At 60.6% G+C, this 23,407-nt stretch carries 16 protein-coding genes; 3 read left to right on the top strand and 13 right to left on the bottom strand.

The window, feature by feature from the left end:
- Nucleotides 1–67: 67 nt before the first annotated feature.
- The 3 genes from AC1Q80_RS06870 to AC1Q80_RS06860 form a co-directional block, all read right to left on the bottom strand.
- Nucleotides 68–3,019: an SPOR domain-containing protein gene (locus AC1Q80_RS06870; RefSeq protein WP_492359986.1), complete on the bottom strand. Its 2,952-nt coding sequence runs from the start codon at nucleotides 3,017–3,019 to the stop codon at nucleotides 68–70.
- 63 nt (nucleotides 3,020–3,082) lie between these two features.
- Complete coding sequence (argS, locus tag AC1Q80_RS06865; RefSeq protein ID WP_492359985.1) at nucleotides 3,083–4,843, bottom strand: arginine--tRNA ligase; 1,761 nt, start codon at nucleotides 4,841–4,843, stop codon at nucleotides 3,083–3,085.
- Nucleotides 4,844–4,938: 95 nt separating this feature from the next.
- A complete protein-coding gene (locus tag AC1Q80_RS06860) occupies nucleotides 4,939–6,156 on the bottom strand; it encodes a deoxyguanosinetriphosphate triphosphohydrolase (RefSeq protein WP_173419873.1) in 1,218 nt (405 codons plus the stop codon).
- Between the two features lie 212 nt (nucleotides 6,157–6,368).
- Between AC1Q80_RS06860 and erpA the strand changes: the two genes are divergently transcribed.
- Nucleotides 6,369–6,701 (top strand): iron-sulfur cluster insertion protein ErpA, encoded by a 333-nt coding sequence (gene erpA, locus AC1Q80_RS06855; RefSeq protein ID WP_173419872.1) that lies wholly within the window; start codon nucleotides 6,369–6,371, stop codon nucleotides 6,699–6,701.
- A gap of 30 nt (nucleotides 6,702–6,731) precedes the next feature.
- On the opposite strand, the gene AC1Q80_RS06850 is transcribed toward erpA, so the two are convergent.
- A complete protein-coding gene (locus tag AC1Q80_RS06850; RefSeq protein WP_209792301.1) occupies nucleotides 6,732–8,195 on the bottom strand; it encodes a phospholipase D-like domain-containing protein in 1,464 nt (487 codons plus the stop codon).
- A gap of 206 nt (nucleotides 8,196–8,401) precedes the next feature.
- On the opposite strand from AC1Q80_RS06850, the gene xth reads away from it, so the two are divergent.
- The gene (gene xth, locus AC1Q80_RS06845; protein WP_492359984.1) at nucleotides 8,402–9,196 is read left to right on the top strand and encodes an exodeoxyribonuclease III; all 795 of its coding nucleotides are present in this window, start codon (nucleotides 8,402–8,404) and stop codon (nucleotides 9,194–9,196) included.
- A 149-nt stretch (nucleotides 9,197–9,345) separates the two neighbouring features.
- On the opposite strand, the gene exoR is transcribed toward xth, so the two are convergent.
- Both exoR and AC1Q80_RS06835 read right to left on the bottom strand, forming a co-directional pair.
- Nucleotides 9,346–10,152, bottom strand: coding sequence for an exopolysaccharide production regulator ExoR (gene exoR, locus AC1Q80_RS06840; RefSeq protein ID WP_492359983.1), 807 nt, complete (start codon nucleotides 10,150–10,152; stop codon nucleotides 9,346–9,348).
- Nucleotides 10,153–10,607: 455 nt separating this feature from the next.
- Nucleotides 10,608–11,885 (bottom strand): outer membrane protein transport protein, encoded by a 1,278-nt coding sequence (locus tag AC1Q80_RS06835; RefSeq protein ID WP_492359982.1) that lies wholly within the window; start codon nucleotides 11,883–11,885, stop codon nucleotides 10,608–10,610.
- Nucleotides 11,886–12,036: 151 nt separating this feature from the next.
- Between AC1Q80_RS06835 and AC1Q80_RS06830 the strand changes: the two genes are divergently transcribed.
- Nucleotides 12,037–12,318 (top strand): hypothetical protein, encoded by a 282-nt coding sequence (locus AC1Q80_RS06830; protein WP_173419867.1) that lies wholly within the window; start codon nucleotides 12,037–12,039, stop codon nucleotides 12,316–12,318.
- Between the two features lie 21 nt (nucleotides 12,319–12,339).
- On the opposite strand, the gene AC1Q80_RS06825 is transcribed toward AC1Q80_RS06830, so the two are convergent.
- The 7 genes from AC1Q80_RS06825 to AC1Q80_RS06795 all read right to left on the bottom strand — a co-directional run bounded on the left by AC1Q80_RS06825 (nucleotide 12,340) and on the right by AC1Q80_RS06795 (nucleotide 23,097).
- Nucleotides 12,340–15,180 (bottom strand): valine--tRNA ligase, encoded by a 2,841-nt coding sequence (locus AC1Q80_RS06825; protein WP_492359981.1) that lies wholly within the window; start codon nucleotides 15,178–15,180, stop codon nucleotides 12,340–12,342.
- 122 nt (nucleotides 15,181–15,302) lie between these two features.
- The gene (locus AC1Q80_RS06820; protein ID WP_492360361.1) at nucleotides 15,303–16,133 is read right to left on the bottom strand and encodes a PopZ family protein; all 831 of its coding nucleotides are present in this window, start codon (nucleotides 16,131–16,133) and stop codon (nucleotides 15,303–15,305) included.
- Nucleotides 16,134–16,317: 184 nt separating this feature from the next.
- Nucleotides 16,318–17,688, bottom strand: coding sequence for a TolC family outer membrane protein (locus tag AC1Q80_RS06815; RefSeq protein WP_173419864.1), 1,371 nt, complete (start codon nucleotides 17,686–17,688; stop codon nucleotides 16,318–16,320).
- A gap of 287 nt (nucleotides 17,689–17,975) precedes the next feature.
- Entirely contained in the window at nucleotides 17,976–18,641 is a 666-nt protein-coding gene (locus tag AC1Q80_RS06810; protein WP_173421011.1) for a protein-L-isoaspartate O-methyltransferase family protein, read from the bottom strand.
- A 240-nt stretch (nucleotides 18,642–18,881) separates the two neighbouring features.
- Nucleotides 18,882–19,307: a TonB system transport protein ExbD gene (gene exbD, locus AC1Q80_RS06805; protein WP_077498282.1), complete on the bottom strand. Its 426-nt coding sequence runs from the start codon at nucleotides 19,305–19,307 to the stop codon at nucleotides 18,882–18,884.
- A gap of 3 nt (nucleotides 19,308–19,310) precedes the next feature.
- Nucleotides 19,311–20,432: a tonB-system energizer ExbB gene (gene exbB / locus AC1Q80_RS06800; protein WP_492359980.1), complete on the bottom strand. Its 1,122-nt coding sequence runs from the start codon at nucleotides 20,430–20,432 to the stop codon at nucleotides 19,311–19,313.
- Nucleotides 20,433–20,613: 181 nt separating this feature from the next.
- Complete coding sequence (locus AC1Q80_RS06795) at nucleotides 20,614–23,097, bottom strand: ComEC/Rec2 family competence protein (RefSeq protein WP_492359979.1); 2,484 nt, start codon at nucleotides 23,095–23,097, stop codon at nucleotides 20,614–20,616.
- Nucleotides 23,098–23,407: the final 310 nt, after the last annotated feature.

Below are 23,407 nucleotides of genomic sequence, written 5' to 3'. Positions count from 1 at the left end.
TGACACTGAAACAGGAAGGGCGCGGCATCTCTGCCGCGCCCTTCCTGTAGCACGAGTTCCGCGCTGACTACTTGGTAACGAGGCAGCTGCCGCCTGCCCCCTTGTAGCGCGAGCAAAGGGCATTGGCCTCTTCGCGCGAGCCGGCCGGGATGCGGACACGGTAGTAGGTGCCTTTGCCCGCGATCTCCGCCTTGCGGATATCCACGCCGCGACCGCCGATAACGCTTCCAAACTTGTTGGAAAGGCTATTGTAGGACTTCTGCGCTTCAGCCTCGGAAGGCAGCGACGCCACCTGGATGAAGTAGGTGCCAGCCGGAACGGATGCGGTGGAAACCTGCTGGGTATCCACTGCGGCGCTGGCGGCGCCTTGCGTTTCCGCCGGGCGCGCAGCCGTTGCGGCTGCGGCCACGTTTGCCGCTTGTTCGGCCGGGCGGGTCTGCGGCAAGGGTGCCTGGTCGCCGGCGTTGACAGTGGCGTTGCTTGCGGCGGCAAGTGCGACCTGGTCGGCGCTGACTGGTGCCTGCCCGGCTGCACGAAGTTCGGAACCGGCGCCCGCGGCAGTTGCCTGGCCCTCTGCGCCCGACGCAGCAACCTGACCCGAAGCCGTTGCCGGAACCGGTTGAGCATTGCCGGCGACTTCCGCTGCAGGTGCAGCAACTGGCTCTTCGCGGGCGACGAGCGTGCCGTCCGGCTTAACGATCATCGTACGTACTTTTCGCGGCGCGACAGCGGGAGCCTTGTCCTCTTCCTGGTCTGCCGGCGCAGCAGTGCCGTCGTCAGGCAGAAGACGGGCAGACTCTTCGTCTGCATTCGGCGACGTCGCGCCGAGTACATCCGCTTCATCGCTGCTATCATTCGGCAGGTTTTCCGGCGTCAGCGTCCGCTGCACGACATCCATCGGCTCCTCGGTGGAAGAGACGAGCGCCTCCTGGCGAGGACCTGTGCCCTGTGCGCCGGCAACGCGGTCATAGACGGCCTTGTCCTGGTTCGGCACGGTCTTCCCGCCCTTTTCCTCCGGCACGACCTTCACCGGCGATTTATCGGCGAGAATGATCTTGGGTCCTTCGCCGGACGAAGCGGCATCGCTGCCCCCCATCCATGCATAAACGCCCGCACCGCCAAGAATGATGACGCCGGCGACGCTTGCGGCCAGCAGCATTGCGCGCTGCGAGCGGCGACCGGAACCGTACTCCTTGTAAGCACCCTCTTCGGCCTGGCCGGACATCGGATGCACGCGCTCGGATTCGCGCGGCGTGGTCTGGCGTTCGACCATCGAGCGACGGAAGTCTTCTTCCATTGCCTTCTCGAACTCGTCGAAATCATCCATCGGGGCCGCGCCGAACGATGCGGCCGGCTTGGCTGCTGGCGCAGCGCGCGCAGGTTCACGAACCTCGGCAGGGCGAGCCTGTGTCTCCCTTGCAGACGGTGCCGGCGTGCCGAAAAGCTGTGCCATTTCCGCGTCGATATCGAGATCATAGTCGGCGGGATAGGCGGCCGGCTTTTCCGTCTCGATGACCGGCAGCTGCGGCACCTCCATGTCGGCGATCGGAGCGACACCGGTGTCGGCTTCGGCGATCATCGAGGGATCGAATGGCAACGCGCTTTCAACCGGAACCTCTTCGATTTCGATAGGCGCTGCTGCGATCGGCGGCGCGACGAAAGGCTCTTCGCGCTGCAGAGGCGTCGGCTCGACGGCAGCGAAAGCAGGCTGCTGAAGGGCGGTCGCCACGTCTTCAGACGCATCGAACACCGGAAGCTCCATTTCCAGCGCCACATCCGAGAGCTCCATTTCGAAGTTCTCAATGTCGAAGCTCGGCTCGTTCTCCGGCTCAAAAGCCGGGCGAGCAGGCTCAACGATGGCCTCAGGAACCACCGGTGCGACCGCTGGGACAGCGACTGCAGCGGCAGCAGCTGCGGGGATCGACGAGACGATCGGACCGGCGAAGGCACGTTGCTGACCGACGCCGGAGGCCGAGGCGACCGGAGTGGCACGGCTGAAAGTCGGCGTGAAGGGGTACGGGCTCTTCTTGACGGGAGCTGCTCCGGTTGCGACCGGCTCAGCCCGTGCATGGACGGCGGGATGGGTGTGAACCGCGGCGGCGACCAATCCGGTTGCAGCCGGCACAGGGAACCGCTCGATATCGGCAAGAAGCTCGTCGACAGCACTGTCGGTTGTCGGCTCTGCGGCAACTGGAGCGGCCTGTTCGATCACGGCCGGTTCATACGCATACGCATTGTCCAGCGCATAGGCATTGCTGCCCTCGGCAACCGGAGCCACTCCGAAGGTTGGCTCAACCGCCAAAGTGGCCTGCTCGGTCGCCATCTCGCTGGCGAAATCCGAAACGTCGAACGAAATATCCTCGACCGGCGCATGCCATTCTTCAGGTGCCGCCACGTGCTGTTCGACCGAGGCAAACTCGGCTGCAGGAGAAAGATCGACGTCGCCAAGCGAGAGCTCGAGCTCATGCTCCAGATCGAAGGTCGGCTCGGCCTCTTCCGAAACGAAGTCGTGGACAACCGGATCAGCGATCGGAGCGGAAGGCGCCTCAGGAAAAGCGACGACTTCGGCATGGGCGTGATCGACCTCGCCGGAAGGACCGACGGCCTCTGCCCATGGCTCTACGAATTCAGCTGGCTGATACGCCGGCTCGAGCGCCTGCACCTCTTCGACAGGGGCCGATTCGGGCGCAGCAAACTCGAACGGCTCAAATTCGAGCGCCGGCTCGGCCTGCTGAACCTCTTGCGCTACCGAGGCATCATGCTCAACCGGAGCATTGTCCGGCTGAACACTTGCCGCGCGCGGCGCGTCATAGGTATCGAACTCTCGAAGAAGCTCTTCCTCAAGGTCGAACGCCGGATCCTGCCGGACGGCTTCCTGGTGGCGTTGCAACTCCTGCAACTGCTGGACAGCCGGCCGGGCATCGTAGCCGACGATCCGGGCGAGTTCGGCCAACGGATCATCGTCTGCCAATACATCGAATTCAGCCGGCCCGCTTCGTGCGAATTGTTTGTCTGCCATGCTCTCCACTCACAATTGCCTGCATTCACTTGCCAGTGCATTGTGGGAAAATGGTGACAATACTTATCGCATTTCTTCCGGTGCGGAGGTGCCTGTAATGGACAGGCCCGACTTCAGTACGGAAGCGACAGCATGCACCAGCCCGAGTCTGGCAGTACTTAATTCTCTATTTTTATCGTTAACAAAACGTAATTCCGGATTCTCTTTACCTTTGTTCCAGTGTCCATGGAAGGCAGCGGCAAGATCGTACAGGTAAAACGCGATGCGATGCGGCTCCTGCGCCAGTGCTGCAGCCTCGATGACACGCGGATATTCTGCGAGCTTGGCGACCAGCTGCAGCTCCGCCGGATCGACGATCGCGCCGTTGATTGCGCCGGCAAGATCGACGGAAGACAGGTCGAGATCGGGGAATGCGTCCGCCGCCTGACGGAAAACCGACCGGCAACGGGCATGGGCATACTGCACGTAGAAGACGGGGTTATCCTTGGACTGTTCTGTCACCTTGGCAAAATCGAAATCCAGCGGCTCGGAATTCTTCCGGTAGATCATCATGAACCGCACCGGATCGCGACCGACTTCGTCAACAACGTCGCGCAGCGTCACGAAGTCGCCCGAGCGCTTGGACATCTTGACTGGCTCACCCTCGCGGTAAAGCTTGACCAACTGGCAAAGCAGCACGGTGAGCTTCGACGCGCCGCCGGACACCGCCCGGGCCAGCGCCTCCAGGCGCTTGACGTAACCGCCGTGGTCGGCGCCAAGCACATAGATCATCTCGTCGAAACCGCGGTCGAACTTGTCCTTGAAGTAAGCAACGTCAGCGGCGAAGTAGGTATAAGTCCCATCCGACTTGATCAAGGGCCGGTCGATGTCGTCACCGACCTCCGTGGAGCGGAACAGCGTCTGCTCCCTGTCTTCCCAGTCTTCCGGCAACTGTCCCTTCGGTGGCGGCAACGTGCCCTTGTAGACGTGGCCCTTGAAGGTCAGGTCGTTGATCGCGGTGCGGATCTTCGCAGCGCCATTGGCATGCAAGGTGCGCTCCGAGAAGAAGACGTCATGGGTGACGTTGAGCGCGGCAAGATCCTCCCGGATCATCGCCATCATGGCGTCAATGGTGCGCTCCTTGACGAGCGGCATCCACTTGTCCTCGGGCATCAGCCGCAGGCTCGTGCCGAATTCGTCGGCCAGCGCCTCGCCGACGGGGACGAGATAGTCACCGGGGTAGAGGCCCGATGGAATTTCGCCGATCTCTTCGCCGAGCGCCTGCCGGTAACGAAGGAAAGCGGAGCGCGCCAACACGTCAATCTGCGAACCGGCGTCGTTGATGTAGTATTCCTTGGTCACGTCGTAGCCGGCGAAGGTCAAAAGGTTCGCCAGCGCGTCACCGATAACGGCACCGCGGCAATGGCCGACATGCATGGGGCCGGTCGGGTTGGCCGAGACGTATTCGACGTTGACCTTGCGACCCGCACCGGTCGTGCTGCGGCCATAGTCGGCGCCGGAGCGAACCATTTGGGTCAACAGCTTTTGCCAATAGGAGACGGACAGCCGGACGTTGATGAAGCCAGGCCCCGCAACGGAAACCTCCGTGACCTCGGGGTCCAGCCGGAGCTTCTCGACGATCAGATCGGCAAGCGCACGCGGATTCATCCCGAGCGGCTTGGCAAGCACCATCGCAGCATTGGTCGCGACATCGCCATGGCTGGGGTCTCGCGGCGGCTCGACATTGATACGGCTGAAATCAAGCTCGGATCGCTTTTCTCGAACGGCATCAAGCGTTTCGAGAATATCCTTAATTCTTGATTCGAAGTCCGTGAAGAGATTCATCTGATCCGTCCGCTATTCCCGACCGAATATGGTCGGTGCAAAACTCAAAAGGAGGCTCGGTTCGCTTGAACCAAAAGCCTCCGGGCGGGGCGTCCCTACCGCAAATCGGGCGTATGGTCAAACAAACGCCTGTGAACGCTGATGGCAAAGGTATCCGTCATGCCCGCCAGATAATCGCCGACATGCCGCGCCCGCGCAGGCTCGGCCATCCCGGGGATCTGGTCGATCCAATAGTGTTCTCTCATCAGCAAGGGGTCGGCCATGAAGGCGCGGTAGAGATCGCAGACGATCGACGCAGCCCCTTCGCGCACCCGCATCACCTCGGGATGTCGATAGATCCGCGTCATCAACAGTCTCTTGATCTGCTTGTCGGTCTCGCCCATCTCGTCCGAAAATGTCGCGATGACCTTACCGGCATGCCTGACATCCATGGCACTTTCGGGCCTGATATCCCCGAGGCGCGCTTGCGCGACCGTTATCACGTCCTCGACCATCGCCGTGATCTGGCGCCGCATGATCTCATGGGTGAAGCGGCTCGCTTCCAGACCCGGGTAGCGGTCGCTGACCTCGCGCATCAGACGGGCGAGGAACGGCACGTCTTCCAACATCTCGAACGTCAGATAGCCGGATCTCAGTCCGTCATCGATGTCGTGGGTATTATAGGCAATGTCATCGGCGATAGCTGCCACCTGCGCCTCAAGACTCGCGAAGCTCGCGAGCTCAAGATCGTGAATTGCGCAGTAGTCGAGGATAGGCTGTGGCACCGGCCCATGCGTGCCCTGCCCGTCCAGGGTCAGAAGCGGCCCGTTGTGCTTCACGAGCCCCTCCAGGCTTTCCCAGGTGAGGTTCAGCCCGTCGAACTCGGCATAGCGCCGCTCGAGCTTGGTGACGATGCGCAGCGACTGCGCGTTATGATCAAAGCCGCCATAGGGCTTGAGCATGTCATGCAGCGCATCCTCGCCCGTATGCCCGAACGGGGTGTGGCCAAAATCATGGACGAGCGCCACGCCTTCGGCGAGATCCTCGTCAAGCTTCAGCGCCCGCGCCAGGGCGCGCGCGATCTGCGCCACTTCGATCGTGTGGGTCAGGCGGGTGCGATAGTGGTCGCCGTCGGCGGCGATGAAGACCTGCGTCTTGTGTTTCAGCCGGCGAAAAGCCGTCGTATGCACGATGCGGTCACGGTCGCGTTGAAAATCGGAACGCGTCGGGCTTGTCGCCTCCGGGTAGAGCCTGCCGCGCGTCGCCCAGGGATTCGACGCGAATGGCGCATGTTCACCGTAACCGAAGCCGAGCGCATTTTTGTCGAATGTCATTTCACACCTGCGTGGTCGTCCCATTGACGGGACATTCAAGCCTTCATACCTATAGTGAAAGCTACGGGAAAGCGGTCAGCAAGCATCGACCGATTCCTCTAGTCAAAGCAACGGTTTGGCGCTCGGCGTGAAAAGACATGCCGGTACCGGCCACTGCAAATCGCGCAATGAAGACGAATCTCTCCGGTTCTTGACCCCGGCAGGAGGCAAATATGACACAGGAAACAGTGACCCTTTCCGACGCAGCGGCCAAGCGGATCGCCACCATTCTGCGCTCGGACGGGCATAAGAATGCCATGCGTGTTTCCGTCGAAGGCGGCGGATGCTCGGGCTTCTCCTATAAGTTCGATCTCGTCGACGACGCGAACGACGACGACTTCGTGCTTGAAAAGGACAGCGCCAAAGTTCTGATCGACAGCCTGTCTCTCGTCTATATGGGGGGCTCGGAGATCGACTTCATCGACAACCTGCTCGGCCAGTCGTTTCAGATAAAGAATCCGAATGCTGTCGCAAGCTGCGGATGCGGAACGAGTTTTTCGATCTGAGTAAGCGGCACGCCTTCTTGCGCGTCGCAGTCACAGATACGGCGATCCCAGCCACAGCAGCCTGTTGGCAAGGCGCGCCGTCAAGGGCTGGGCTTTCAGGTCCTTCAGCGTCACTTCCTCCGCCGCCTCGACGATCGCCGCGATACGGCTGCTGACCGTCCGAGCAAAAACGTCGTCGAGCACCTCAAGATCGAACTCGAAATTGAGGCGCAGCGATCGAGGATCGAGGTTCGTCGATCCGACATAGGCCCAGCGTTCATCCACCGCGAGCAGCTTCGAGTGATTGAAGGCGCCCCTTGCGCGCCACACGCGACAATGCCCCTTCAGCACCTGATCGAATTGCGCCGTCATGGCGCGGTCGACCAGCAACAGATTGTTGACTGCGGGCACGACGATATCCACCTCGACGCCGCGCCGCGCGGCTGTCACCAGCGCGCTGATCAGTTCCCGATCCGGCAAGAAATAGGGCGACATCAGCCGGATGTTCTTCCGCGCCACGGAGAAGGCGCCCATCAGCATCTTGTGATTGGTTTCGTTCGTGCTGTCGGGGCCGGAGGGGACGGCCCGCATCAGCATGCCCGGCGTCTTTGCCGGCGGCGGCACAGCCTCGGTCTTCCAGGTATCGCTTGCCAGAGGCTCGCCTGTCGAAAACTGCCAATCTTCGGCTGAAACCTGGAAGATGTCGGCGACGACCGGGCCGGTGATACGGAAATGCGTGTCATAGGCCGCCTCCGGACCGGCGATTTCGGTCGTGAAGCCGGCGCGGATGTTCATGCCCCCGGCAAAGGCGACTTTGCCATCGACGACCAGGATCTTCCTGTGGGTGCGCAGATTGGCATAGGGCAATCTCAGCCCCATGATGATGTTGCCGTTGAAGACGGCTGTCGGCACACTCGCCGCCTTGAGATAGCCGACAATGCTCGGCACCGAGTAGCGGGCGCCGACCGCATCGATCAACACCCGCACATCGACCCCTCGCCCACGCGCGGCAATCAGCGCGTCCGCGAAACGCAAACCCAGTGCGTCTCGGTCGAAGATGTAGCTTTCCAGCAGGATACTGCGGCGCGCATTGGCAATCTCGTGCAACATGGCAGTATAGGCCGCGTCCCCGCCTTCCAGCATGATTATGCGGTTTCCGGTGGACATTGCATGTCGCGACACCCGGTCGCCGAGGATTTTCATCGCCGCGAATCGCTGGCCGAATCGCGTTCCGATTTCCGCATCGGATACATCGAAGCGCCCGAACTGATCCGGCCCGCGACCCCGCACCAGCGAACGCTGCATGCCTATCGACGAGCGGCGGATCCGGTTGATACCGGCAACACCATAGACGAGCGCCCCAACGATCGGCGACAGCAGCACGACGCCGACCCAGCCGGCAGCCGCCCTGACATCGTCCTTGGTCATGGCAGCATGGATTGCCGCCGGCACGCCCAGAACGAAAGACAGGAAGACGAGAAAATGCGGCCAATAGTTCTGGATGAAGTCGATCATGAGCGGGACTATAGCCTGCAACCGATCGGAATCAATTCGTTGCCGATGCGCGCGAGGCGCAAGTGGCTGGAATTCGCTGCGCGTTAAGGGTGTATTGCGACATTCTTGACGAAAAGACCGCAGGTATCGGATTTGTCAAAAGAATCCGGAGCCGTTACAAGAAACGGTCCGAGCGGATTCACTGACATGGAAGGGCGTTTCGAGCCATGAAGATTGCCACCTGGAACATCAATGGCGTCAAGGCGCGGATCGACAGCCTGCTGGCATGGTTGAAGGAATCGAATCCGGACATCGTCTGCCTGCAGGAAATCAAATCGGTCGACGAAAACTTCCCGCGCCTGGAGATCGAAGCGCTCGGCTATCACGTCGAAACGCACGGCCAGAAAGGCTTCAATGGCGTTGCGCTGCTTTCCAAGCTGAAACCGGACGAAGTCAATCGCGGCCTCCCAGGCGATGACGCGGACGAGCAGGCCCGCTTTATCGAAGGCGTGTTTTCCGTCTCCGGCGGCGTCATCCGCGTCTGCTCGCTCTATCTACCCAACGGCAACCCGGTCGACAGCGAGAAGTATCCGTACAAACTGCGCTGGATGCAGCGCCTGGCGGCCTATGCCGAGCAGCGCCTGCAGCTTGAAGAACCGTTCATTCTTGCCGGCGACTACAATGTCATCCCCGAGGAGCACGACTGCTGGGACGTCAAGGTCTGGCAGAACGATGCACTGTTCCTGCCCGAGACCCGCCAGGCTTTCCGCCAACTGCGCAATCTCGGCCTGACGGATGCTGTTCGCTCGACCACGGATGACGTTCCGCTTTATTCATTCTGGGACTATCAGGCCGGATGCTGGCCGAAGAATTTCGGCATACGCATCGATCACCTGATGCTGTCACCGGAAGCGGCGGACAGGCTGGTTTCGACGTCGATCGAAAAACATGTGCGGGCGTGGGAGAAGCCATCCGACCACGTACCGGTCGCGGGTTATTTCACGTTCGAACGTCCGCTTTGACGCTAAGGTTTGCGCGGGGGCGGCGCTTTGGCATTTCCAGGAAAAGTGCGTAGCGATTTGCGTCAGGAAAGGCGAAACAGCGGGAAGATAGAGGGCTTCTGCGACTTCGTTTAAACCAGAACGACCTGGTCGTATTCAGCCGGACGCGTTTAGTCGTCGTCGCCCTGCGTGTGCATGTTCTGCGACAGCATGATCGCCTGGCGGCGATCGCCTTCGGTAGCCAGAGAAAAGGCCTGCTCCTGCATCGACTGCAGCCACGGCCGGTCCTTTGGCGAACATTGATCGAGCGCCGCGGTCATATAAGCAAGACCACGGATGGTCTGACCTTCCTGGAAGATGACATTACCGAAAACGCCCATGGCGCCGGCATGACCACTCTTTCGCGCGCGGTTCAGCCACTTCTTGGCCTGCTGAACGTTGACGTTGCCGCCCTCGCCCGAAAGCAGCATGCGCGCCAACTGGAACTGGGCCTCCGATACACCAAAGGTAGACGCCGCCTGGAAATAGAGCTGGCGGGCCTGAGACATGTCGGATTTGATCGGGCTGTCGGGAATGCCGCGGCGATAGTAGCCGGCAAGCGAGATCAGCGCGTTGACGAAGTACCCCGTATCTTCGGAACCGGGCTCCACACCCTGCTGGGCAATCTCGCTGTAGATCTTGAAGGCTTCGAGGTCGTTTTCAGCGACGCCGTCGCCATAAGCATACATATTGGCAAGGGCCCAGCGGGAGCCGGTATGCCCCTTCTCGGCAGCATAGCGGTAGGCCTCGACGGCTTCGTCCTTGCGGCCGCTCTTGTAGGCGGAGAAGCCGAACTTGAACAAGGCAAACGGGCCGGATTCCTTGCTGACACCGGTGCCCGGATCAAAGGCACGCGCTGGACCGGCCGTCGCACCGCCGACCACAAGCGACACGCCGAGCATCGCAACCTTCAGAGACTTCAGTTCACCCGCAAGCATCACAGTCTAATTCTTCCGTTCCAGCCGGCCACGCCGAACTCATCACCGCTGCAAACACAAACGCCTGAACAGCCCTTTGCCATTCAATTGTTCACCGAAACCGCCGAAAACATCGACGCACCCAGTCCAGGATGAAACTCCATTTTGTGTAGCCTTAGCCGACCATTTCCGCAGAAGTGCGGCAGCTCACTCAAGACAACACATGACTTCATTTCGTTACAAACATTGCTGGCTCGATCGTCGAGTTGCACGTTTGTCCCCAACATCGCTGCTCCCTGTTTGTGGCGGGAAATGGACATACTCACCTTGAGTCCGACCCTAGCAAACTCTAGCATTAAATGTGTTGCTGAATCGTCACATTGGCGGGTCGCGGAACAGTCACCAACAGATGTCGCGCAACTCAAAGAAAAGGCCCGGGGATGAGCCGGGCCTTGAACGTTCTGGTCGATAGTGGATCAGAATTTTACCTTGAGTGCCGTCGAAATCCCTCCGACGAAATCATTGCCAAAGTCATACGACACATCGTCGCCGATGACGTCGCCCTGATAGGTAACCGCGCCGGAACTGCCGCTTGTCATGATACCGGCGAAACCAGCCATACGAAACTCGACATTTTTCGTCGGCGTATACGAGACACCCGAGCCCAAGAGCCAGGTATCAGTCTGACTGCCATAACCGTGGCTCGTGCCACGATCCCAGGTCAGGCTGACCGCACCGCTCCACTGTTCGTTGAACTTGTGTCCGACGCCGCCTGAAATGGTCCAGCCATCACGATAAAGAAGGTCCAGGCTGGTGCAAGGGGTGGTAGGAGATACGGTGGCCGGGCAGAATTTCAAGACCTGCAACTGGCTCCAGTCGGTCCACTTGACGGAGCCGAACGCCGCCCAATCCGGCGCGAACCCGCTCTGCAGTTTGAGTTCGAGCGAATCCGGCATCGAAGCCGAACCGTTTACATCGTACTTCGTACCGGTGACCAGGCCAACACCGGGGACAACGAAGCCAAGTTGACGCAGATCGATGAAGCCCGACAGATTATCCAACTCTACCGAACTGTTGTAGACGAGGCTCGCCCGCAGGGCGTACTCAGGGATTTCATAGCCCACGCCCGTGCGCCAGCCCCAGCCGTCGCCTTCGAGCTCAAGCCTGCCAACGCCCGAAAAGAGGCCTGCCAGCGCGGTGCCCGTATAATCCTGGACCAACCGTTCTTTGAAGCCGTTCACTTCCTGGTAGAAGACGCCGCCGATGATGCGGAATTGACCGGGACCCATATCCCACTTGTAGGAACAGGTCGCCGCATAGTTATCGCTCTCGACCTTCGTCTCGATATTGTTATTGGCGCCAGCCCAGTTCTTGCCGGGATTGGTGTGCGCACCCCAAGGCTGGGAGTAGTCAGCCATGCAATCGATACCGTCAGTCAAGGCTGCCTTGATACCAACACGGGGGACCCAATAGTTCTCGGTGTCATCGACGGAATTCGGACGGTAATTCAGATTTCCCCCACCGAACGTCCCGCCGAGGATGTCCGTGTTGCCGGTATCAGTGTCCCGAACATTCTTCAGCCTGCGCTGCGGCACCACGTAAGTCGTTGCTGCTTCCGCCGCATAGTCCGACGGGTCGAACAGCAGGTCGATGTTGTAACCGCCGCGTTCAAGACCGCCAGCGTGCGCCGACGACGCAACCAGAATTCCGGCTGCCAACGCCAGGACGCCCCGCTTCAAATTCTCATGAGCCATTAAGCTCCTCCCCCTGCATTTCAATCTGCGACAATCCACCTCACGTCGCCTGTGGCAAAAGTATTCTCACGATCACGTGAAATCGCAAATGCCGCATTCTAGGGGGATACCGGCCATCGCCGCCGCCAAATTTACGTAAGATTCTCATCATTTGAACACAATCCCCGCAAATCGAACGGATTTTCCTCCTAACGGCGATTATGTCGCTAATGTTAGTATTATTTTCCAATATAATCCGAAAGTGTTACTCAACGACAACAACATTGGTTTTTGCACCAAAAAAGAAATATCCGGGTTTGAAAGCCAGCCTCGAACGCCCAAGGCGGCGCGACAGAAAGCCGCCGCGCCGGCGCGCCGAATCGGCTCGGCAGACGCTCCGGATGCACCGTCAGAAAATGAAAAATCCGCGGTGTTGCCACCGCGGATCGTATAAAATCAAGATCTTGCGATCCGCTTAGCCAGCTTCCGCCACCCGCGCCAGGGCAATGCCGAGCGATTCCTTCTGCAGATCCAGCTCGACGAGACGCTCACGCTCGGCTTCAACCAGTTCTGGCTTTGCGTTGGCGACGAACTTCTCGTTCGCCAGCTTGCCGAGAATACGGTCTCGCTCGACATCGACCTTGGAAATCGCCTTTTCAAGACGTGCCTTTTCAACCGAGAGGTCGATCAGGTTGCCCAGCGGCAGGCAGGCCGTCGCTTCGCCGATCACGATCTGGGCGCTGCCGCGCGGGGCAACGGTCGCATGATCGATATGCTCCACACGCGCCAGCCGACCGATGGCCGAAGCGTGACGTTCCAGCCGTTCGCGCGTCAGCGCATTGGCGGCGACGACGATGAGCGGCGCGGTTGCCGCCGGCGGCACGTTCATTTCGGAGCGGACCGAACGGATGCCCGACACCAGATCGATCAACCAATTGATCTCGTCGGCGGCAGCATCGTCGGCATAGGACGCAGACGGCCATTCCGCGTGGCAGAGCAGGCCGGCGCGCTCACGTCCCTCGCCCGCCGTCTGATCCCAGAGTTCTTCGGTCATGAAGGGCATGAACGGGTGCAGCAGCTTGTAGATCTCATCGAGAACATAGGCGACGCAGGCCTGGGATTCGCGCTTTGCCGCTTCGTCGTCACCGCTGAAGACGGGCTTCAGCAGCTCGAGATACCAGTCGCAGAACTGGTTCCAGACGAAGCGATAGAGGCTGCCGGCAGCCTCGTTGAAGCGGAAACCTTCAAGCGCTTCGGTCACGTCGCGGATCGTGCGCGAAAGCTCGGTCAGGATCCAGCGGTTGATCGTCAGCGACGACGCCTCCGGAATGAAGCCGTCGCTGTTGGTGACGCCGTTCATCTGCGCGAAACGCGTTGCGTTCCAGAGCTTGGTGCCGAAGTTGCGGTAGCCGGCGATGCGGGCCGTGTCGAGCTTCACGTCGCGCCCCTGGGCGGCCATGATCGCCAGCGTAAAGCGCAGCGCGTCGGCGCCGTATTCGTCCATCAGCTCCAGGGGATCGATAACGTTGCCCTTGGACTTCGACATCTTCTGGCCGTTCTTGTCGCGAACGAGCGCGTGGACATAAACGGTGTGGAACGGCTCGACCGGCGTGCCGTCGGCATCCTTCATGAAGTGAAGTCCCATCATCATCATCCGGGCGACCCAGAAGAAGATGATGTCGAAGCCGGTGACCAGAACGTCGGTCTGGTAGTATTTTTCGAGTTCCGGTGTCTCGTTCGGCCAGCCGAGCGTCGAGAACGGCCAGAGTGCCGAGGAGAACCAGGTGTCGAGCACGTCCTCGTCGCGGGTCAGGATCTCGCCCGGCTTGAAGTTCTCAAGCAGGTCTTCGACATAGGCCTTCATCGGGCCCTCGTGGGCCAGATAATGCTGGATCGCAGCGTGCAGCGCCTCTTCCTCGGTCTTCTCAACGAAGACCTGACCATCAGGGCCGTACCAGGCCGGAATCTGGTGACCCCACCAGAGCTGGCGCGAGACGCACCACGGCTGGATGTTCTCCATCCATTCGTAATAGGTCTTTTCCCAGTTCTTCGGGACGAAGTTGGTGCGGCCTTCCTTGACCGACGCGATCGCGGGCTTGGCCAGCGTCTTGGCATCGACATACCATTGCTCGGTCAGGCGCGGCTCGATCGGGACGCCGCCACGGTCGCCATGCGGGACCATGTGCTTGTGCGGCTCGATCTTGTCGAGCAGCCCCGCCTCCTCGAAAATCCGCACGATGATCTTGCGCGCCTCGAAGCGGTCCTTGCCCTCAAGCTCGTCCCACGCGCCGTGCAAGGCGGCGGGATCGGCGAGCCCTTCGAGGAACTCCTCGTTGTCCTTGATGGTGATGCGACCTTCGATGGTCAGGATGTTGATGGCAGCAAGGCCCGCACGCTTGCCGACGTCGAAGTCGTTGAAGTCGTGCGCCGGCGTGATCTTGACGGCACCGGTTCCGGCAGTCGGATCGGCATAATCGTCACCGACCACAGGGATGCGACGGCCGACGATCGGCAGGATGACGTGCTTGCCGATGAGCGGCTTGTAGCGCTCGTCTTCCGGATTGACGGCAATGCCGCTGTCGCCAAGCATCGTCTCCGGCCGCGTGGTGGCAACGACCAGATAGTTGCGGGTTTCCCATTCCGTCGCCTTGCCGTCTTCGTCAAAGGCGACAGGGTGCTGATAGGTTACGCCCGGTTCCAGCGGGTAGCGCAGGTACCAGAGGTTTCCGTTGATCTCATGCTGTTCGACTTCAAGATCCGAAATCGCCGTCAGCAGCTTCGGATCCCAGTTGACCAGACGCTTGTCCTTGTAGATCAAGCCCTCTTTGTAGAGCGAAACGAACACTTCGAGGACAGCCTCCGACAGGCCGTCGTCCATGGTGAAGCGCTCGCGCGACCAGTCGCAGGAGGCACCGAGGCGCTTCAGCTGATTGAAGATCAACCCGCCGGATTCGGCCTTCCACTCCCAGACCTTCTCGATGAAGGCTTCACGGCCCATCTGGCGGCGATGCTGTTGCTGCTCCATCAGCTTGCGCTCGACGACCATCTGCGTGGCGATACCGGCATGGTCCATGCCCGGCTGCCACAGCACGTCCTTGCCGCGCATGCGTTCGAACCGCACCAGGACGTCCTGCAGCGTGTTGTTCAGCGCATGGCCCATGTGCAGCGAGCCCGTCACGTTCGGTGGCGGGATCACGATACAGAAGCTGTCGGCGCCGGGCTTTGCTCCCGCACCTGCACGAAACGCGTTTTCTTCGTCCCACTTCTTGGCGATACGCGGGTCGACGGATGCGGAATCGTAGGTCTTATCAAGCATTTTGAAGCCAATTTTGGAGATTGATATCTATGTCTTGTAAACCGGAACGACCGGTGCAAGTCAACACGAACGCAAAAAGGCCGCGACTGTTCCGCGGCCCCTGTGTCGGAAAGGCTCAGGTATCAGCGTCGGGGGCCGCGCGCGACGCGTTCGATCTCTTCCCGCACGAGCCGTTCCACCAAGGTCGGCAGGTTGTCGTCCAGCCACTCCTGCAGCATCGGACGCAACATTTCTTCGGCAATTTCATCAAACGACCGACGCGTGCTAAGGTCGACCGCCTGGGCAAGATTGTCAAAGGACTGCGCAACCTGACGACCGACCTCGGCCGAAATGATCGCAGGTGCGGCTTTTTCGACCACAGGTTCTTCAGCGACAAGCGCCACCGGACCGGCCGAAACGGCGACGGCCACAGGCTCTACCAGCTTCGGCGCCGCTACCGGCGTTTCAACCGCGACACTCTCGTTGCCGGGCTGCTGGGCCTCGCTCAGCGGGAGACGACCAGCCGGCGCTTGCGGCGACGAGACGGCAGCCATTCGCGACGTGATCACCGGGCTATCCTGAACACTACGCGGCGGTTCGTCGCCGGCGTTCGCTTTCGTCGTATAGCTCACGGTATGACGCTCGGAGGCCGCCCGCACCCGGGCAGCGACATCGGCCAGGGAAAGCGGCGGCTGCGCGATGTTTGCGTGCGGCTCCAAAGGGATGACGGCCACCTCGATCGCCGGCGCAGGCGTTGCTGGCTTTGGCGCTTCGAGGCTCTCGTCGCGCCCGCCGAAAGCCGCTGCTTCGATTTCGCTGTCGATCGTCAGCTCGATTTCGTCGGACGCATCGTCCTCGTAGTGATCCTGCGAGGAGAAATCGATCTGCCCCGGCTCGTTGCTCTCGATGATCTTACGAATGGATGCAAGAATCTCATCCATCGAAGGTTCACGCGCGACATTGAGCTGTGCCATTTCTATCCCCGTTTGACGCGGCCGAGCATGTGTCCCGAAACGACGCATGTGCCGATTGCAAACAAACCTTAAGTGAGTTCGCGGGCGAAACATACGCCGCGAATCAGACACTTGGATTGTTGCACAGATTTGTTTTTGCCGGCAGAAGCAGAAACGCCCCGGTTTCCCGAGGCGTTTTCTTTGATCAGCGGCCGTCGACGGTTCGAAGTCCGAACCACTTGTCCTTGACCGCCTCGTAGTGCTCTTCGGCACGGTATTCGGCAACCTGCAGGCCCTGGCTCTTGACGCTCAAGATCGCGGTGGCGGCGAGCAGACCGTAGCTCGCTACGACAGCATCGCGCTGGGCAATCGCCAGCTGTTCCTGCGCATTCAGCACAGTCTGTTGCGAGTCGAGGACGTCGAGCGTGGTGCGCTGGCCGACCTTGCGCTCTTCGATGACGCCGGCGAGCGCCATGTTGGCCGCCGAGATCTGGGTCTTGTTGGCGCCGATGCGGGCGATCGCCGCCTCAAGCTGGGCATGAGCCGTCACAACGTTCTGCTGAACGGCTGCACGCTGCGAATCGACCAGAATACGCTGCTGCCCCAGGGTCTCTTTGGCCCGACGAATCTGACCATATTCTGCACCGCCCTGGTAGATCGGCACCGTCAAGCGAGCCGTGACGCTCGACGTGTCGCTGACGACACCGTCACCGGAATTACCCGTCGTGCGCCCAACCTGGCCCTGGATAGTTACGCCGGGGAGCATCGTGCCTTCAGCTGACTTCACCTGGAAGCCGGCCGTATCGACATTGTATTGCGCGGCGAGAATGGTCGGATGCTGGCGCAGCCCAAGGGCAACAGCCTGATCGAGCGACCGGGGAAGCCCCTTTGAGGCAGGTGCCGGCTGCTTGATGCCGGTCGGCGCGACGCCGACGATCTGAACATAAACCGCCTCGCTCTGCTTCAGCTGCGCGATGGCGCTGATCAGAAGCGACTGAGCGTTGGCGAGCGATGCTTCAGCAAGGCTCACGTCAGTCCGCGTGCCTTCACCGACGTCGAGGCGGGCCTGAGACGCGTTCAGCTGCTCCTTGAGGAAGGCGATGTTCTGTCGACGGATGGAAACGATCTGCTGGTCGCGTGCGATGTTGGCGTAGGATGTCGCTGCTGCCAGCAGAATCTGGATTTCGTTCGCCCGAAGCCCTTCGCGGTTGGCGAAGACATTCGATTCGGCGGCGCGAACGTTGTTCAACGTCTGAAAGCCGTCAAAAATCATCTGGGTTACGGTGACACCGATCTGCCCCTGGTGAAAGTTCCGGCTTCCGATAACGTCGTTCTGGACATTGGAAAGCGTTCCGTTTGCAAACGCCGAAACCTGTGGGCGAAACCCGGACTTCGCGATCGGAACCCCTTCGTCGGTCGCCCGAAGACCGGCGCGCGCGGCGTTCAGATCCGGGTTATTCTCATAGGCTTTGGCCATTGCGCCGAAGATCGTCTCCGCCAGCACGGCCTGCGGCGCAAGCAGTACACTCGTCGAGACGGCAGCCCAAAAGGCTGCTTTGCGGACAATCGACACCATACTTCCCTCTCCGATCGGGGCGGCAAAGCCAGCCCACTATTTCCTGCGGCACCATTCCGAAGTCGAAACCGAGCCGCCATAAATACGGCGATGAAGCGCTCACACCGCCCACCGGTGAGCAAATCACTACCTCAGCACTCTTTGAAACCCGGAATCGGCACGATCACAACTGTACACCGATACTGCGCACGATCATTTCAAAAAGAAACAGGTGGTTCGTTGCCAATTGGCAACATTGCTATTTTAGCAGCACAATCAAATGTTGAGATACCTCAATAAGTGGCACCTCAAAAAACAAAAGTCTGCTCGCGGCGAAAACCGGGAAGCGGCTTTACCGCAGTGTTGAAGTCCGCCCTTTCGGACGTCTTCCCATGCTCATGGACATAGAGCTTAGCACGCGAAGCATTACCGAAGCCTTCGACCGCAATTAGCCGGCCGCCGTTGCGCAGCTGCTCGAACAATGCCGCAGGAAGCACCTCCACGGACCCGTTAACGAAGATCACGTCATAGGGTGCTTCGGCGGCATAGCCCTTGCCAAGATCGCCTGTGACGACGGCAACATTGTCATAACCGAGCCGGGCCAGCGTTTCCGTCGCCGTGGCGGCAAGCGCCTCATCGCTTTCAAGTGCGACGACCGAGCCGGCGATCAGCGAAAGCAGCGCGGAGGCGTAGCCGGTGCCACAACCGATCTCCAGCACAACGTCCGACTTCGAAATTTCGGCAAGTTGCAACAGCTTGGCGAGCGGCGACGGCTCCATAAGGTACCGTGGGCCAACGCCCTTGGTTCCGTCGAGCTCGATGTCGGCGTCGATGTAGGCAAGCTCCCTCATGCGCGCGGGCACGAACTCTTCGCGCGGTACGGAAAGGAAAGCGGACAAGATCGCGTGGGACGTGACATCCGTCGTCCGGATCTGATTGTCCACCATCTTGGTGCGCGCCGCTTCGAAATTCATCATACTGCCCTCGTGTCCGGATGGGCGCGGTACCGGCATCCCGGAAAACCGCGCAGTCGTCATACGGCTGCCGATGCGCAGCCTTTCCATAAGCTCATAAATCGCCGCCCCGCCGGTTTCAAGCGACAGCGACATCTTGCAGCGGAAAAAGGAAACCGGAAAAGCGGGTTCGGCGATCGCGCGACCCGATAAATGCGCCAGACATGCGGCCGGCCGACACCCGAACGGCTAACGCCCGACTCAGCGGCCAGGCGCACCCTCCAGCCCAACAAGGGCAATCTTGGTATAACCGGCGTTCTGGATGAGGTTCATGACCGTCATCAGCTCGCCGTAGTCGACGGCTTTGTCCGCACGCAGCAGGACGCGTGTCTCGGTGTTGCCTTCGGTCAGGCGCTGAAGCTCCGCCGCAAACTCTTCGCGGGCCGTTTCCTCATTGCCGATCGCCAAGCCAAGATCGGCGTTGAGCGTCACGAACACCGGCTTGTCGTCACGCGGCGTCGGTTTGGAGACTGACTGCGGCAGATCAACCTTCATGTCCACGGTCGCAAGCGGTGCTGCCACCATGAAGATGATGAGCAAGACGAGCATGACGTCGATGAAAGGAGTGACGTTGATCTCGCTGTTTTCGTCGAGATCGCCGCCGCTATCGCTAACCTTTCCGGCCATGTCTCACCCGATCCTTGCAATGGATGCTTCTGCCGGATGGGCGAAGCCGTCTTGGCGACGCGGTTGTGCCTTGCGCACCAGGCGATGATCGAGATCACGGCTGACAAGCCGTTCGACGGCAGCTGCCGCGTCGGCGAGGACCACCTTGTAGCCGCCCACCGAGCGGGCAAAGTAGTTGTAGATGATAACTGCTGGGATTGCGGCGACGAGGCCTATTGCGGTCGCCAGCAGCGCTTCGGCAATGCCGGGGGCAACGATCGCCAGATTGGTCGTCTGTGCTTTGCTGATGCCGATGAAGGAGTTCATGATGCCCCAGACGGTTCCGAACAGGCCGACGAACGGACCGACGGATCCGATCGAGGCAAGAATCCCCGTACCGCTGGTCATGCGCTTGCCGGCGCGAACTTCGATGCGCGTCAGCAGCGATGCGACGCGTTCCTTGAGACCTGCCGCCGGCGCGTGATCGAGCACAGCCTCGGAACGCACCATCTCGTCGATCGCAGCGGCAACCATTTCCGCGGCAGGCCCCGACCTGCCGTCGAATGTGGACTTAAGCTCAGCCAATCCGTTTGCAGCCGAGAGTTGACGGACAGCACGGCCAAGGCGTGCCTTTGCGGCAAAGAGTTCGAACGTCTTGACCACGAAAATCGCCCAGGTGATCACCGAGGCAAGCGCAAGTCCGATCATCACGGTCTTCACCACCATGTCGGCAGCAAGGAACATACCCATCGGCGAGAGATCATGCGGCAGAATGGGGTTGGCGGCGACTTCCGGCGGCGCTTCGACTGCGGGGGTATCAACCGATACGGGCGGGGTTTGTCCGCCGGTATCTGCTCCGGTCACAGCAATTCCGTTCTCCGTCGGCTGCGTACCGGCAGCCGGTTGAGCGCCCACGGGCTGCGACGTTACCGCCCCAGAAGCCACGGGCTGCTCGCCTTGGGCCGCAGTGCCTGCGTTGCTCGGTGCCGTTGCCGCCGGTTCGGCGCTCTGAACCTGACCGATGGTCGGGGTTGTTGTGTCGATTGAGGTGGCCTGAGCCAAGACGACCGTTGAGGAAACACTGCAAGCCAGCACCAATGTCGCTGCCGCCAAAATACTCAGCTTCGATCGGGTTCGGTTGGGCATCTTGTTCCTCGCGTACTGGTCCGTTTCGCCATCACAAAATCACTGGCGGCCGGAGTTCGAGCCACCTCAACGTGCATTGGCCGCTCTTTACGACAAACTATGACCGAAACACAAGGATTTGTGGAGTATATAAATCAAGAATAATTTCGCGCCTGCATTTCAACCCACCCGGCCTCAAGATTTAGAGCAGTGGCGGATCATCGCCAAAGTCGTCCCGCCGCCAGTCATAAGCACGGTGACGCTCCCAGGGGCGTTGCAGGGACGTAAACGACGTCTTGAAACGCATGTCCGAACGCTGATTGCCTAGGGTCGGCTCCGCGAAAATCTCGACCGCACCTGTCAACCGCAGCAGGCGTCCATTCAGTATCCGCGCTTGACCGGATGAACAGGTCCGCTCGCTAAAGCTTCCGGGCACGATCAACAGATCGGCTTGATCGCACAGCACCTCGAACAGGTTGGGATTTTCGATGAGGGCGACCATCCATCCGGCATTGCTTCGGGCGACGCACCATTGTTTCTCGCGGCATGAAAAGACATTGGGCGACGCGTTACTGAGCGCGGCGTTGAAATCCTTGCGGATGGTGGCGGCGGCCGCTGGATCGAACACCCGCGGCGTTGCCTTGCCGGATTGGCGTTTGGCTTCGGGATAGAGGCCTTCGGCTACCGCCCCAAGCGCAGGCATTGGAGCGACGTGGCTCTCGGCCGCCAATGCGCGCTGCCATTGTGAAAAAAGGAAATCCGAGGGCCGATCCCGGTTCGTCGCAATGGCGGCGTCAGTGACCAATCCAACGAGACGCCCGTCCTCCGACACCACAACCGCCGGCAGCTGTCTGTCCTCGACGACGAGACACATCAAACCGACGAGCAACACGACGCCACCCAGAGCCGCAAGCCAGGTCCGCAACACGCACAGGATGATGCCGCCAAAGGCAATGAGCAGGAAAGCCAAAGGCCCGACTCGGCCCGTCAGGAATTCGCCGTCGAGCGACGTCACGAAGCGGGCGATCACCAGCATGCCATCGAGCCCCCACGCCATCACGGCAAGCGGATACTGTTCGAGACCAAAGGGCATCAGCAACATGGCGAAGAGACCGAACGGCATGATGACAATGCTGATCAGAGGTGCTGCGAGGATGTTGGCGAGCAGGCCGTAGGCCGGCAGGCGCTGGAAATAGGCGGCGGAGTATACGGACGTCGCAAGGCCGCCGATCAGCGAGGTCGCAAGTACGCCGATGACAAAGCCCACGACGAGCCGCCTGCCCCACCAGCGTCCGGCGGCTGCCAGCTCATCAGCTTGCGCACGCTCACGCCAGCGTGCGTAACCGGCAACCAACGCCAACGTGGCGGCGAAAGACATCTGGAAGCCCGGCCCCGCAACGGCAGATGGCGTAATCACGATGATGACAATTGCAGCCAGCGCGATGTTTCGCAGGCTGATTGACATACGATCGAAGAGCACCGCCACCAGCATGATCGAGATCATGATCCACGCTCGCACCGCGGAAACAGCGCCGCCGGAAATCAGGATGTAAAGAAAGACCATGGCCAGCGCACCGGCAGCGGCAATCTTCTTGATCGCGACCCGCTGCGCCAACCCGGGAACCGCGCTCAGGATCGTTCGAGCCCCGATCAAGAAGGTTCCCGCGGCGAGCACCATGTTGAGACCGGAAATCGCCAACACGTGGGCGAGGCCCGCCTGCCGCAGCATCTCGACCGTCTCGCGACCGATCGCTCTCTCCTCGGCTGTCACCAGCGCCGCGGCGAGCGCACCGGTGTCGCCCCCGATCACCCCGCGGATCCGCTCGCCGACCGCTGCGCGCATCGCGGCCAGACCTTCTGCCATTTGCGCCCAAAGCGAAGGGTCCTCCTTCGCGGCGCCAGCATCGACCGCAGGGCTATGCGGCGCACCGTAGAAATAGCCGACGGCGCCAATCTGCCGGAAGTATGCGTCAAATGCGAAATCGTTGAGGCCCGGTAGCGCGGGGCCTGAAGGTGGAGAAAGGCGTGCCCTGCCTTCGATCGTGGCTCCGATCGCCAACGGTGTGTGCGGGCTGCGTGACAGTACCATGACCTTGAGCGGTGGCCGCCGCAGCGTCGGCTCGGTGGTTTGCTCGATAAGAACGCCGTAGCGCCAATGCTCACGATCATTCTTCTCGCGTGAAAACACTTTCCCGCGCAGATTGGTCGTTACCGGGCCGTCGAGCACGACCGTGTCGATGCGCGCCGTTTCGGCCGCGACAAGCACCATGCCCGCACTGAACAATCCGGCGGCGATCATCAGCGGGCGAATGGCGCGCACGGCCCCGTTGCACGACAAGGCGGCTATACCGAAAACGCAAGGCAGCAGTGCAAGTTTGACGAGTCCGAGGTCATAAGGCAGCGAAAGCCACGTCAGCACACCGGCGGCAAGTAGCACCGGGACGAGGACCAATCCGTGGCCGAACGCCGCCTCTTCCTCGATGGCGCTGCGCCAGGATGAAGCAATGGCAGCCGGTCGCAGGCGCATGCGCGCAGCCATTGCCATAGACTTCAAAAAGCGAAAGACGAGCTTGGCGCGCCTGTTCGCAGGCGTTGCAGGCGCACCGTCGGCCAAAACCGACGCGGGTAGCGCCGGAGCGGCGCGAACTCCATCCTGCATCGAAGACCGGGCCTCGATCTCGCTCATCGTACGGCACTTCCCCCCGAAGACAGTCGACATCGATGATGCAACCAACACGCCAGATCCGCAACCAGGACGCTATCTGCCGAAAAAAGCGGCAATCCTATATGGAATGGTCCCCCACCATTGCTTTGACCGCCATTGATCCCGTTGGACATATTGCCCTAACGTGCGATTATTGCGTCGCCATATGCACATTTTCGCATCGCACAATTTGCCTTTCGTACAGCTTGGCAGCCGAAAATAAATCATATAGCAACTTCGCAACGTTCATTTTCGTGGCATATCTCTGTGCCACGTTGCCATAAGACGGAGG

The organism is Ensifer sp. GW823-FHT05D09 (assembly GCF_058795755.1).
This window is presented reverse-complemented; position numbering and strand designations above follow the sequence as displayed.

Bases quoted from the DNA above. Each gene is read 5' to 3' on its own strand.
- AC1Q80_RS06870 (WP_492359986.1), bottom strand. From the start codon at position 3,019: ATGGCAGACAAACAATTCGCACGAAGCGGGCCGGCTGAATTCGATGTA.
- argS (WP_492359985.1), bottom strand. From the start codon at position 4,843: ATGAATCTCTTCACGGACTTCGAATCAAGAATTAAGGATATTCTCGAA.
- AC1Q80_RS06860 (WP_173419873.1), bottom strand. From the start codon at position 6,156: ATGACATTCGACAAAAATGCGCTCGGCTTCGGTTACGGTGAACATGCG.
- erpA (WP_173419872.1), top strand. From the start codon at position 6,369: ATGACACAGGAAACAGTGACCCTTTCCGACGCAGCGGCCAAGCGGATC.
- AC1Q80_RS06850 (WP_209792301.1), bottom strand. From the start codon at position 8,195: ATGATCGACTTCATCCAGAACTATTGGCCGCATTTTCTCGTCTTCCTG.
- xth (WP_492359984.1), top strand. From the start codon at position 8,402: ATGAAGATTGCCACCTGGAACATCAATGGCGTCAAGGCGCGGATCGAC.
- exoR (WP_492359983.1), bottom strand. From the start codon at position 10,152: ATGCTTGCGGGTGAACTGAAGTCTCTGAAGGTTGCGATGCTCGGCGTG.
- AC1Q80_RS06835 (WP_492359982.1), bottom strand. From the start codon at position 11,885: ATGGCTCATGAGAATTTGAAGCGGGGCGTCCTGGCGTTGGCAGCCGGA.
- AC1Q80_RS06825 (WP_492359981.1), bottom strand. From the start codon at position 15,180: ATGCTTGATAAGACCTACGATTCCGCATCCGTCGACCCGCGTATCGCC.
- AC1Q80_RS06820 (WP_492360361.1), bottom strand. From the start codon at position 16,133: ATGGCACAGCTCAATGTCGCGCGTGAACCTTCGATGGATGAGATTCTT.
- AC1Q80_RS06815 (WP_173419864.1), bottom strand. From the start codon at position 17,688: ATGGTGTCGATTGTCCGCAAAGCAGCCTTTTGGGCTGCCGTCTCGACG.
- AC1Q80_RS06810 (WP_173421011.1), bottom strand. From the start codon at position 18,641: ATGAATTTCGAAGCGGCGCGCACCAAGATGGTGGACAATCAGATCCGG.
- exbD (WP_077498282.1), bottom strand. From the start codon at position 19,307: ATGGCCGGAAAGGTTAGCGATAGCGGCGGCGATCTCGACGAAAACAGC.
- exbB (WP_492359980.1), bottom strand. From the start codon at position 20,432: ATGCCCAACCGAACCCGATCGAAGCTGAGTATTTTGGCGGCAGCGACA.
- AC1Q80_RS06795 (WP_492359979.1), bottom strand. From the start codon at position 23,097: ATGAGCGAGATCGAGGCCCGGTCTTCGATGCAGGATGGAGTTCGCGCC.